The 12,812-nt window shown below is 44.6% G+C and carries 10 protein-coding genes; 8 read left to right on the forward strand and 2 right to left on the reverse strand.

Annotation, left to right across the window (positions count from 1 at the left end; genetic code table 11):
* Window positions 1–144: 144 nt before the first annotated feature.
* Window positions 145–1,662: a CYTH and CHAD domain-containing protein gene (locus DUN60_RS00640; protein ID WP_114632964.1), complete on the forward strand. Its 1,518-nt coding sequence runs from the start codon at window positions 145–147 to the stop codon at window positions 1,660–1,662.
* 51 nt (window positions 1,663–1,713) lie between these two features.
* On the opposite strand, the gene DUN60_RS00645 is transcribed toward DUN60_RS00640, so the two are convergent.
* The gene (locus DUN60_RS00645) at window positions 1,714–2,463 is read right to left on the reverse strand and encodes a potassium channel family protein (RefSeq protein WP_054547832.1); all 750 of its coding nucleotides are present in this window, start codon (window positions 2,461–2,463) and stop codon (window positions 1,714–1,716) included.
* Window positions 2,464–2,560: 97 nt separating this feature from the next.
* Here DUN60_RS00645 and DUN60_RS00650 point away from each other — a divergent pair, with 97 nt between their 5' ends.
* The 3 genes from DUN60_RS00650 to hldE all read left to right on the forward strand — a co-directional run bounded on the left by DUN60_RS00650 (window position 2,561) and on the right by hldE (window position 8,472).
* Window positions 2,561–3,817, forward strand: a complete 1,257-nt coding sequence (locus DUN60_RS00650) for a methyl-accepting chemotaxis protein (RefSeq protein WP_017084751.1) — start codon at window positions 2,561–2,563, stop codon at window positions 3,815–3,817.
* Window positions 3,818–4,070: 253 nt separating this feature from the next.
* Window positions 4,071–6,920: a bifunctional [glutamate--ammonia ligase]-adenylyl-L-tyrosine phosphorylase/[glutamate--ammonia-ligase] adenylyltransferase gene (gene glnE, locus DUN60_RS00655; RefSeq protein WP_114632965.1), complete on the forward strand. Its 2,850-nt coding sequence runs from the start codon at window positions 4,071–4,073 to the stop codon at window positions 6,918–6,920.
* A gap of 121 nt (window positions 6,921–7,041) precedes the next feature.
* Window positions 7,042–8,472 (forward strand): bifunctional D-glycero-beta-D-manno-heptose-7-phosphate kinase/D-glycero-beta-D-manno-heptose 1-phosphate adenylyltransferase HldE, encoded by a 1,431-nt coding sequence (gene hldE / locus DUN60_RS00660; protein ID WP_114632966.1) that lies wholly within the window; start codon window positions 7,042–7,044, stop codon window positions 8,470–8,472.
* Between the two features lie 129 nt (window positions 8,473–8,601).
* Here hldE and tolC read toward each other — a convergent pair whose 3' ends face one another.
* Window positions 8,602–9,912 (reverse strand): outer membrane channel protein TolC, encoded by a 1,311-nt coding sequence (gene tolC, locus DUN60_RS00665; protein WP_065207219.1) that lies wholly within the window; start codon window positions 9,910–9,912, stop codon window positions 8,602–8,604.
* Window positions 9,913–10,139: 227 nt separating this feature from the next.
* On the opposite strand from tolC, the gene nudF reads away from it, so the two are divergent.
* Genes nudF through yqiA form a run of 4 tightly spaced genes read left to right on the forward strand, consistent with a single transcriptional unit; the run spans window position 10,140 to window position 12,706 of the window.
* Window positions 10,140–10,769 (forward strand): ADP-ribose diphosphatase, encoded by a 630-nt coding sequence (nudF, locus tag DUN60_RS00670; protein ID WP_065207220.1) that lies wholly within the window; start codon window positions 10,140–10,142, stop codon window positions 10,767–10,769.
* A 4-nt stretch (window positions 10,770–10,773) separates the two neighbouring features.
* Complete coding sequence (locus DUN60_RS00675; protein WP_008222561.1) at window positions 10,774–11,214, forward strand: DUF1249 family protein; 441 nt, start codon at window positions 10,774–10,776, stop codon at window positions 11,212–11,214.
* 60 nt (window positions 11,215–11,274) lie between these two features.
* A complete protein-coding gene (gene cpdA, locus DUN60_RS00680) occupies window positions 11,275–12,099 on the forward strand; it encodes a 3',5'-cyclic-AMP phosphodiesterase (RefSeq protein WP_114632967.1) in 825 nt (274 codons plus the stop codon).
* Window position 12,100: 1 nt separating this feature from the next.
* Entirely contained in the window at window positions 12,101–12,706 is a 606-nt protein-coding gene (gene yqiA / locus DUN60_RS00685; RefSeq protein ID WP_114632968.1) for an esterase YqiA, read from the forward strand.
* Window positions 12,707–12,812 lie beyond the last annotated feature (106 nt).

Consider the following 12,812-nt stretch of genomic DNA (forward strand, 5'->3'; position numbering starts at 1 on the left):
AAGCGATGGCTACAAAGTCGCGCATGTTAACCTAATCAATGTCTCATTAAAACTGTTTTAGATCATCATAAGGGCGATATTTCTGACTTGCTGAGTTTTCAAATTGGCAATATCCTGTCCCTATCTTCACAGAAAGGTATAACTATGGAAACCGAGATAGAACTGAAGTTTTTTGTTTCTCCTGATTTTTCAGAGACTTTACGCAATAAAATTGCTGAAACTAAAGTACTTCAGCACAGTTGTCGCGAGCTAGGTAACATCTACTTTGACACCCCTGACAACTGGCTACGTAAGCACGATATTGGCTTGCGTATTCGACGTTTTGATGACGTATTTGTACAAACCGTAAAGACGGCTGGTCGTGTGGTTGCTGGTCTGCATCAAAGGCCTGAATATAATGCAGAACACGATAGCAATGAACCTAAGCTAGCCCTACATCCAGAGGATATCTGGCCAGCGGGTAAAGACATCGAAACGTTGCAAGCTGAGCTGACTCCTCTGTTCTCTACCAACTTCACTCGTGAGCAGTGGTTGATTGGTATGCCAGATGGCAGCCAGGTTGAGGTTGCGTTCGACCAAGGCTTTGTTGAGTCCGGCGATCTGCAAGAACCGATTTGCGAAGTCGAATTGGAACTTAAATCGGGTCAAACGGATGCTCTATTTACATTGTCTCGTCAATTCTGCGAACAAGGTGGCATGCGTTTGGGGAATCTCAGCAAAGCTGCTAAAGGTTACCGCCTTGCTCAAGGTTATCAAGGAGATGAAGTCACTCCTTTGACCTTAGTTGATACTGACAAAAGTGATACTGTTGAATCGTGTTTCATTCAATCTTTAGAGCATGCTCTCGCTCATTGGCACTCTCACGAGCAGATTTTTACTGAGCGTCAATCGATTGAAGCGTTACATGAGATAAGCCATTCGTTAAGTTTTATTCGTCAAACCTTCACTATCTATGGTGATATTGTTCCAAGACGCGCGAGTGCTATTTTACGCCAAGAACTTAAGTGGCTTGAGCAAGAACTTGATTGGCTAAAAAGTTATGACCACTTCGAAGATTTGCTCGAAGATAAAGGCCACGTGCTGCGTAAGCTAGATGCACGTAAGTTCTTGGTCGCTGAGCTTAAAGAGATGCAAGAGCAACTGCCAGATCGTGAAGACCTGCTTACCTTGCTGAGTTCTGCTCGATACACCGGTTTATTATTAGATCTGAGCCGTTGGATCTTGTCTCGTGGCTGGCAACCTTTCTTAGATGAAAAGGCACGTGAGCAAATGGCTCGTGGTATCGAATGGTTTTCCGTGCAGCAACTCGATCGCACATGGGCCGATTTGATGGAAGCTTTCCCGCCAGAGCGAGTGATGACCAGCCAAGCGTATATTGATCAGCAATACCGTTTGATGCGTAATTTGTATTCTGGCGTTGGTTTTGCGAGTTTGTATAATGACGATGAACGAAACAGCTTCCGCTTGCCATGGGCCGATATGGTGCAAGGCATTGATGACTTGCTGGCACTCAAAACATTGGAGCCTTTGACTGAGAAGTTGGAAGGCGATGAGAAAGTTCAGCTAGAGCGTTGGTTGGCTCGCCAAGAAGTGTCTATTCTGCATGCGATGGAGCAGACACGACAAATCAGCGTTGAGGTTGAGCCATACTGGCAAGACTAAACTCAATACCGATATCAGTATAAGTATGAATTTGAAAATAGGGCTTCGGCCCTATTTTTTTGTTTGTTGCTCGAGCTTTTCTAGTCGCTCTAGTATTTTTTGTTGTTGCTCTATGATCTTTTCAAGATGCTTCTCTTTGTTTTCTGCTCGTTGATTCTCATGGTGAGTTGGGGAGGTGATCAGAGAAGTAATCAAGCCTGAAATCATACCAAAAACACCCACACCGCAAACAATCACCAGAGACGCCACTAATTTTCCTGAACTCGTTACTGGATAATGGTCGCCATACCCCACAGTACTGATGGTAACGAAAGCCCACCACAAAGCATCTTGGCCAGTGGTAATGTTGGCATTGGGATCTTTGTGTTCTAACAGCAGGATTGTTCCTGCTCCTATGGTTAGGAGAATAACCAGTAGCAGAATAATTGAGGCGAGTGTGGTTTCTTTGCGATTACGAAACAGCTCTCTAAAAACACGTTTACCCGAGCGGAGCACAAGAATGACACGCAGGATCTGAAAAATGCGAGCGAAACGAAGTGGTTCGATCATTGGGATGCTTGCTAAGAAATCGATCCAGTGTACTTTTAGATATTCTTTCTTATTTTGTGATCTCAATAGATCAATCGTGAGCTGAAAAAGAAAAACACTACAGATTATAAAATCGAGGCCGATAAGAACTTGTTTTGATTCTTTATCAATCGGTGCAAACAATAAGCCTGAGATCACAAATAACGCTAAGAAAGAGAGAATCAGTGATAATAAGCTCATCGGCTTGGTTGTGTCTTTGATACTATTTAACATTCATACGAGGCTCAAAATAAATCGCGAACTTTGACTGAAATAGCCACCTCGCGGATATAGAAGCCATCAATATATAAGAATTAATGGAGAACTGACAATGACTAAACTGTCATTCAAGCCGTGGGAAAGGATAATCTCTGACGTTCGTCTCGTTCCAAAAATGGTCATGCTGATGATATTCAGCACTATCTTGATCATTTCGAAGCAGTTATGGGACGCAAGTACGTTTTACGATTCATTGCTTGCTGTAACCAATAATGCGCAAGTTGCGCAGCAGCATTATGAGACTTACCTAGTTCAAGTGGCTTGGCAAACAGCCTTGATGATCATTGTGTTTGTGGTTCTTCTATTAGCGGCGGCGCGCGTTATGCTTCGCCAAACTCAGTACCTTAATGACGCCATTAAAACCATGGCCGATAAGAATCTATCAGTGCCGATTGAAATGGACTGTAAAGATGAATACGGCGATGTGGCACGCGAGCTTGAAAAAACTCGCGTCCAACTGAACGACATGATCAAAACTCAAGTGGCTTCTTCTGACGAGCTATTCGCTCTGACAGAAGTGATGACCATTAGCATGTCAGAAACCAAAGATTCGGCTCAAGAAGAGTTCAACGAGATCGATCAGCTAGCGACAGCAATGAGTGAGATGACGTCTACCGTGCAAACTGTCGCTGAGCATGCGCAAAGTGCTTCTTCATTGACTGAACAGGCATCAGGCCAAGCATTGACTGGTCAGAAGTTCGTTCAAGGCTCAGTTTCTAAGATGAGTGAGTTATCTTCAGATATCGCAGCATCTGCAGCAGCGGTAAACCAAGTAGAAGAGCGCGTTGACTCAATTGGTAGCGTTGTGGGTACTATCCAAGGTATTTCAGAACAAACGAACCTGTTAGCACTGAACGCAGCGATTGAAGCCGCGCGTGCAGGTGAAGCGGGACGTGGTTTTGCGGTTGTTGCCGATGAGGTTCGTAACCTTGCGCAGCGTACTCAACAAGCGACAGTCGAGATTCAAGATATGATCAGTCACCTACAAAGCAGCGCTAATTCTGCGGTAGAGTTGATGGAGAAGAGTGTTGTAGAAGCGGCTGAAGGCGTTGATCTGGTAACCAATGCTGGTTCAGAGCTAGATGGCATCGTAAGCCAAGTCAACCAAATCAATGATATGAACTTCCAGATCGCGACCGCTGCAGGCCAACAGAGCAGTGTTGCTGAAGAGATGAGTGTAAACCTAACGAATGTTCGTGAGCTTGTTGAAGCCTCTGTAGTGGTCGTTGGTGAACTGTTAGAGACTTCTCAGCTCATGGAAACCAACGCGCAAGAACTGGACGGTAAGATTAAACAATTTAAGGTTTAATCATGGGATCTTGGCTTTTATTCCTCAGAGGTACTTCTAGTATTCGATAGCTAGGAAAGACCCGATTCGATAAGTTAACCGATAAAACGCCCACATTGCTAATGTGGGCGTTTTTTATTGGCGTAACTTTGGTATAACTTATCCTTAGATATTAAAACAGGTTCTCAAAGCTCGTTGTTAAACTTGCCTGTTAAAACTATTTACTAAAGAACAGAACCAATTGTTCGGCGCGCAGCTTACACAAGGAAGAAACATGCCATTGCCTTCTCAACTCACCACGCATTCCCAGTCTGCTTTTGAGCAATTATTAGAGCATCAAAGTGAAGCCATCAATGCTTGGCCAGAGCCAATGATTGAAGATCTTAAACGTGTACTCGGTTTAAGTTGTTTTGTTGCTGATTGCTTACAGCGTGATACGGTTTTATCCAACTCTCTACCTGATATGCTGGCATGTGAAGAGCGTGCTGAAGGGTATCGTCAGCGATTAGCCGAGTTACTTTCAGGTTGTGCCGATGAAATGAGTGGCCAGCGTGTGCTGCGTCAATTCCGTAATCGAGAAATGACCTACATTGCTTGGCGTGATTTTTTGGGCGAGTGGGAGCTAGAGCAGAGCTTAAGCCATCTATCGATGTTGGCAGAGGCGATGATCTTCGAGACCTATCAGTGGCAGTACGATATTTGCTGTAAAGAGTGGGGCACACCTTGTAATGATCAGGGTGAAGCGCAGCCGATGTTGATCATCGGTATGGGCAAGCTCGGTGGCGGTGAGCTTAATTTCTCTTCTGATATCGATCTGATTTTTACTTACCCTGAAAATGGTGAAACCCAAGGGGCACGACGAAGTATCGCCAACGCCCAATTTTTCACGCGTTTAGGGCAACGGATTATCAAGGCGCTTGATCAGCAAACCTTTGATGGATTCTGTTATCGAGTAGACATGCGTCTGCGTCCATTCGGTGAGAGTGGTCCACTGGTCATGAGTTACGCTGCGCTAGAAGATTACTATCAAGAACAAGGCCGAGATTGGGAACGCTACGCGATGGTTAAGGCGCGAGTGATGGGTAGTGAAATGTACCCTGAATATCAAGAGCTTCGCCAGATGTTGCGCCCGTTTGTGTTTCGTCGTTATATCGATTTCAGTGCGATCCAATCTCTGCGTCGAATGAAGTCGATGATCAGCAGTGAAGTTCGCCGTCGTGGCCTCTCCAATAACATCAAGCTTGGTTCTGGTGGTATTCGTGAAGTTGAATTTATTGCGCAAGTTTTTCAATTGATTCGTGGCGGGCGCGAGCCTAGCCTGCGTGGTCGAGGGTTACTAGAGACGTTAAGTGCTATTGAGTCTCTCAATTTATTAGAGACCAAAGAAGTCGGTCATTTACGTGAGGCCTACCTGTTTTTACGTCGCCTTGAAAACTTATTGCAAGCGATGTCTGATAAGCAAACTCAAACCTTACCAGATGGTGAGATCGAGCAACTTCAGCTCGCTGTCGCAATGCAATTTTCTGATTGGGATAGTTTGATTACGGCAACTCGTGTTCATATGGCGAATGTACATACTGTGTTCGAAGATCTGATTGGTGTCGATGAAGATGACGCCAATCCAATCGCGAGTCACTTTAGTGAACTGTGGGATATGGCCCATAAACAAGACGTGATTGAGCAGGTTCTTGAGCATGACATCGCGATTGCTAACCCGCTGGAAGCGGCGAAAACCATTATCCAATTTAAAGCGGATTTAGCGAAGAAAACCCTTGGTCCACGTGGGCGGGAGGTTTTAAATCGCTTGATGCCTAAAGTGTTCCAAGCGTTGTACACCGCCAAGGATGCAGAGTTTGGCTTGTCTCGAGTGTTGCACCTTCTCCATAAAATAGTCACGCGTACCACTTACCTTGAGCTATTGGATGAACACCCAGCCGCGTTAACTCAGTTAGTTCGTTTATGTACTGCGAGCCCGATGATTTCGGAGCAGCTTGGCCGTTATCCAATTCTATTAGATGAACTTATTGACCCTCAACAACTCTATAATCCAGTACCTTTAGAGTCTTACAAGACTGAACTGAGAGATTACCTAGCTCGAATTCCTGAAGATGATATGGAGCAACAGATGGAAGGTCTGCGTCAGTTTAAGCAGACTTGTATCTTGAGGATTGCAGCCGCGGATATTGCAGGTGCTCTGCCAGTCATGAAGGTGAGTGATCACCTGACCTATTTAGCCGAAGCGATTGTTGAGGCGGGTATTAACCAAGCTTGGTTACAAGTATCGGCCAAGTTTGGTGAACCGACTCATGTAAAAGATCGTGAAGGCCGCGGCTTCGCAGTTGTTGGTTATGGCAAAGTTGGCGGCTGGGAGCTGGGCTACAACTCCGATCTCGATATCGTGTTCATGCACGACTGCCCGGTACACATCTATACTGACGGTAAGAAAGAGATTGATGGACGCCAGTTTTATTTAAGGTTGGCACAGCGAATTATTCATATTTTCTCAACGAGAACCGCTTCCGGTATTTTGTATGAGGTAGACACTCGTCTGCGCCCTTCAGGTGCCTCTGGTCTATTGGTTAGTCCAACGGATGCCTTTGACGAGTATCAGCACAATGATGCGTGGACTTGGGAGCACCAAGCTCTAACTCGCGCTCGCATGATTTACGGCGATGACTTATTGGCTTCGGCATTTAACAAAACTCGCCATGAGGTTCTGTGCTTGGCTCGTGATGAGGCTACGCTCAAAAAGTCCGTTGTGGATATGCGTGAAAAAATGCGCGGTCATTTAGGCGGTAAAAAAGCCGATCGATTCATGTTGAAACAAGATGCGGGCGGTATTACTGATATTGAGTTCTTGGCGCAATACTTAGTGCTGAGATACAGCAACGAAAAACCTAAGCTCACCCGTTGGTGTGACAATGTACGAATCTTTGAAAGCCTGTTGTCACAGGGGATTATGGACGAGCAGCAAGGTATCGCATTAACCAACGTCTATACGACGTTAAGAGATGAAATCCATCACCGTAATCTACTCAACCTTGATGCGGATGTGGCGATTGAGAAGTTTGAGATGGAAAGGGAACATGTTGTTCAAGCATGGAAGCAATGGATGGAAGCATAACCAAGTCATAGCGTAGTGACTGATGTGTCTATCTTGATAGGCTTTTACTCATTTTTATATGGTTTAGCCACTGTAATCAGTGTGCTAGACTCTAGCCAGATTCGATTTTTGGAGATCCATAATGAAACCAATTCTACCTGACTACAGCCAATCAGGCGTTCTTGTTGTCGGTGACGTAATGCTTGACCGTTACTGGTATGGTCCAACTGGCCGTATTTCACCAGAAGCACCTGTACCCGTTGTGAAAGTAGAAAATAACGAAGAGCGTCCTGGTGGTGCTGCCAACGTAGCAATGAATATTGCCTCTCTTGGTGGGCATGCTCATATCGTTGGTTTGACTGGAAAAGATGAGCCTGCTGAGGTGTTAAAAAACACCCTAGGTGCACTAAAAGTTAAATGTGATTTCGTTGAGTTAGAGGATTATCCAACCATCACTAAATTGCGAGTGATGAGCCGAGGACAACAGCTAATCCGCCTTGATTTTGAAGACAAATTTGAGAACACGGATCCCGAGCTTGTTTTGTCTCGCATGGAGCAAGCGCTTCCTAATGTACGTTCGGTAATCCTATCTGATTACGCAAAAGGTGCCTTGGAGCATGTGCAGAGCTTCATTCAAAAAGCACGTGCGGCAAAGGTTCCTGTATTCATTGACCCGAAAGGCGCAGACTTTGAACGTTACCGTGGTGCGACTTTGCTTACGCCAAATATGGCTGAGTTCGAGTTGGTTGCGGGCAAAGTAAAATCTGAAGATGAAATGATCGAAAAAGGACTCGCGTTAATCGAAGAGTTTGATTTCGAGGCTTTGTTGGTAACGCGCAGCGAACATGGTATGACTTTGCTTCGCAAAGGTTTAGAGCCATTCCACTTGCCGACTCAAGCGAAAGAAGTGTATGACGTGACAGGCGCGGGTGATACGGTTATCTCGGTACTCGCGGCTTCTGTTGCTGCTGGTAAGCCACTGGATGAAGCGTGTGCATTAGCGAACGCTGCTGCAGGTGTGGTAGTTGGCAAACTTGGTACATCGACGTTGTCTACGATTGAATTAGCGGAAGCGATTCATGGTAGCCAAGACACTGACTACGGCGTGATCTCTGAAGCGGCACTGGTTGAAGCGGTGAAGCGTGCTCGTGCGAAAGGCGAGACAGTGGTTATGACCAATGGCTGCTTTGATATTCTGCATGCCGGCCATGTTTCTTACATGAACCACGCGGCTGAGCTGGGTGATCGTTTGATCGTTGCAGTGAATACCGATGAATCAGTCAAACGTTTGAAAGGTCCAGGTCGCCCTGTGAACCCAACTGATCGTCGTATGGCGGTATTGGCTGGCTTAGGCGCTGTTGATTGGGTGGTTCCGTTTTCTGAAGATACACCTCAACGTTTGATCTCTGAGGTTCTACCAAGCATTCTAGTGAAAGGTGGTGATTACAAACCTGAAGAGATTGCTGGTGGTGAAGAAGTGATTGCGGCTGGTGGTGAAGTGAAAGTACTTAACTTTGAAGATGGTTGCTCTACGACTGAAATCATTAAAGCGATTAAAGGTGGTCGAGGCTAACTTTTAGCCTTCTCGTTTTCTAGTCTCAAGGCTTAACCTTTGAGTTAGGCTGAGAATTAGCTTTCAATAGATAATAAAAATGCCGCTCAATGAGCGGCATTTTTGTAACGGTAACTGAGTAATTAAGAATTACTTACTTGCTACTTTTAGACCTGCGTTTACATCAACGATGTCTTGTTCGCTTAGCGTACCGACGGCTTGACGAAGCTGAAGCACACTTAGGATGTAGTTGTAACGAGCATCTGAAAGGTTTTTGTTCGCATCGTATAGACGACGAGTCGAATCTAGTACGTCAACGATAGTACGAGTACCGACATCAAAACCTGCTTCTGTTGCTTCTAGAGCAGACTGAGCAGAGACAACAGACTGTTCGTAAGCACGTAGAGCGCCGATCGAAGCTGTGATGTTGTTATTGAATGCACGAACGTCTTTTACAACGCTACGATAAGTGGCTTCTAGATCTTCACTTGCTGCAACGTAGTTGTATTCAGCCTGTTTAGTCAAAGAAGTTGTATTACCACCCGTATATAGAGGTACAACTAAGTTCAAACCTAGGTTTAGGTTATCTTGGTCGTAATTATTTGAGCTATTTGATTGATCCGCAAGAGAGTAACTACCATCTAACGTCAAGCTTGGTAGGTGACCAGAACTTGCTAGTGTGATGTTATCTTTCGCTACATCTTGAGAAATACGAGATGCTAAAAGGCTCAGGTTCTTTTGCTCTGCTTGTTCAACAAGTGCTGCTGCAGATTCAGAAGATTTGCTTGCTGAGAAACGATCAGTGTCTAGGATGCTTAGGTTAGAGTGTTCCTGACCTGTAATCTCACGTAGACCTTCGTAGTTATTAATCAGAGTGTTCTCTGCTAAAACTTCATCAGCTAAAACGCCATCGTACTGAGCTTGCGCATCATGTACATCGGTGATTGCTGAAAGACCTACTTCAAAGCGCTGCTTTGTTTGTTCTAGTTGACGAGCAACAGCGGCTTTCTCTGCACGAACAAATTCTAGGTTATCTTGAGCTCGAAGTACTTCAAAGTATGCCGTTGCTACACGTAGGATCAAAGCTTGTTGCTCTGCCGCGTACGCTGAATCAGATTGGCGAGCAGTTTTCTCTGCCGTATCTAGCGTGATCCATGAAGAGCGTTGGTAGAGCTCTTGAGAAAAGTAAATCCCAGCTCCCCATTGGTTATTGTCATTGTTTTTATCGCTTAAATCACCACGGTTGATATCGTAGTTAGCTCTTAAATCAATTTGTGGTAGCAAATCACTACGGCTTGACGTTACTGCTTCAAAAGCGGCATCGCGCTGCGCTGCGGAACGAAGAAGTTGTGGATCGTTCTGTTTTGCTTGGTCGTAAACTTCAGCTAGCGTATCAGCAAAAGCTGATGAACTCAGGCTGCCGATTGCTGCACTGATAAATAGTGGAAGCAGTTTTTTCATTTTCCTATTCCTGCCTTTAATGGAATTTTCTTCAAAAGAGTTTAACCCAGTTTGGTGGTAATTTACTCGAAACTTTGCACTTTTTTACATTTAACTATCCACTTGTGCAATATTTATTTTTTAAAACTTAACTTTAATTATAAATTTTATATAAAAAGTTGAACCTTATCCTTGGTAGTTAACTCGGACAATGAGTAAACTATAAAGATCACTTAGTGAGGTGCCAAATGCAACAGTATGACAATCAACGACATGAGTTTACTCCTCAAGATGTGGAAATAGTCTCAAAAGAGACGCTGTTTCGTGGTTTTTTCAAAATGGTTAAATACACATTTAAACATAAGCTGTTTGAGGGGGGCTGGAGCCAACCAATAGAGCGCGAGATGTTTGAACGTGGACATGCTGCCGCTTTGTTACCTTATGATCCTATTCGTGATGAAGTGGTGATCGTTGAACAGATCCGTGTTGGTGCTCTAGAGCATGAGAACCCATGGCAATACGAAATTGTTGCTGGGATTATTGATACCGATGAATCACCACAAGATGTCGCCCGACGTGAAGCGATGGAAGAAGCGGGCGTTGAAGTCGGATCTGTATTGCCTATCACTTCGTATTACCCTTCATCTGGCGGTTGTTCAGAAAAGCTCGACGTATTTGTTGGCTGTGTTGATGCAACGACAGCCAAAGGGGTACACGGATTGGACTACGAAGGTGAGGACATTCGTGTACAAGTTATGAGTCGCGAAGCGGCTTATCAGTTGGTAAAAGACGGTGTGTTTGAAAATGGTGCCACGATCATTGCGCTACAGTGGCTACAATTGAACTACCAAGAATTACAGTCAGAGTGGATAGATTAACGTCATGCCAAATATAGCGGTCAAAAAACCGTATCATGTTGATCTTGCTGAATTGATGCGAGTTTACGAGACTAACTATGCCAAACTTAACGCTCTGTTACCGGTTGGGCATGAGGTTGGTGACGTTCGCTGTTACCAAGCCGTTAATATGGTGTATCAATTGACAGTGAATGAGGTCACAAAATACACCACTTTAATAGATATATGTCAGAGTGACGCGATGCCAGTGTTTCCTTTGCCAAAAATGTCTGTCAGGCTATATCACGACGCTCGAGTTGCAGAAGTGTGCGCTAGCGGGGATTTTTCGCGAGTTAAAGCGAAATATGACTACCCCAACACTAAGCTTTTGCAAAAGGACGAGAAATTTCAATTGAATAAATTTCTTGGGGAATGGTTAACGTTTTGTTTAAAAACGGGTATCAGCCGAACCCCAATTGCCTTTTAATTGAACCTACTTAAACAACACTTTTAAAGTCTAAACAGTAACGTATCTGGATTTGTTATTTTGGAATTATCACACACTTCAAAATTTGATGAGAGCACTATTAAGCTTGTGCAGCTAACGGACACGCATTTATTTGCGCCGAGCAATGGCAGCTTATTAAGCATCAACACTCAAGATAGCTTTCGTGCTGTAGTCGATGGCATTGTTAGTCAGGGCTTTGACTATCAAGCGATTCTAGCTACCGGTGATATCTCTCAAGATCACAGTGCTGAGTCGTACCAGAAATTTGAGTCAGGGATAAAGCCTTTGGAAAAGCCATGTTACTGGCTACCCGGGAACCATGACTTCAAGCCTAATATGGGCAGTGTTTTACCATCACCACAAATACAGTGTGTTGAGCATGTCTTGCTAGGCGATAACTGGCAGATGGTTATGCTGGACTCGCAAGTGGTGGGTGTACCTCACGGACGCCTTAGTGATCAACAGATTGACCTACTAGAACAAAAGCTGACTGAATTCCCTGAGCGTAACACCTTGGTTTTGCTGCACCACCACCCTTTACTGGTCGGTAGTGCGTGGCTTGATCAACATAACCTGAAAGATGCTGAGCAGTTTTGGGATGTGGTTCAACAGCACACCAATGTGAAAGCGGTACTTTGTGGTCATGTTCATCAAGATATGAATCGCAATCATCATGGTGTACAAGTCATGGCAACCCCATCGACTTGTGTTCAATTCAAACCAAACTCGAACGACTTTGCGGTTGATACTTTATCTCCAGGCTGGCGAGAGATTGAATTGCACCAAGATGGAACGGTAACTACGCAGGTTCGCCGCTTGCCTAATGGGCAGTTCTCGCCAGACTTTGATGCAGGTGGTTACTAATATGCCGGACTTTAATCAGCAAACCGCTAAGCCATCGCTGCTTCTCTATATTCATGGTTTTAACAGTTCATCACGTTCTCACAAAGCGAATGTGATGGCAGATTACTGTGCGGAGCATCGCGCTGATATTAAAGTTGTAGCGCCTCAACTACCGAGCTTCCCTCAGCAAGCAGCTCTGCATTTACAGCAGCTGGTGGAGCAATATAAAGATCAATATCAGATCGCGTTAGTTGGTAGCTCGTTGGGTGGCTATCTTTCAACATGGTTAAATAGCCACTATGGTTTCAAGGCGGTGGTTGTAAATCCAGCCGTGAAGCCGTATGAGCTTCTGGCTGATTATTTAGGTGAGCAAGTAAACCCATACACAGATGAACGATATGTGCTGGAAACAAAGCATATCGATGAACTGAAGGCGTTAGAGGTTCCGGCTATCGCTAAGCCGAGTGACTTCTGGTTACTTCAGCAAACGGAAGACGAAGTTCTGGATTACCGACAAGCGGTAGAGAAGTACCAAGGTGCGACACAGACAGTAGAAGAGGGCGGGGATCATAGCTTTGTTGATTTTGAACGTTACCCACAACAAATCGTCACTTTTCTAAACCTCTAATCTGTTTCATCAACAGAGTGATTTTCTCTTGTTTGCCTGTTATTTCATCTATCAATGGTGAAATATCATAGTTTGATGTCTTAGTTTTTGAACTAGCTTGACATCA

Source organism: Vibrio splendidus (genome assembly GCF_003345295.1).
Taxonomy (GTDB): Bacteria; Pseudomonadota; Gammaproteobacteria; order Enterobacterales; family Vibrionaceae; genus Vibrio; species Vibrio splendidus_K.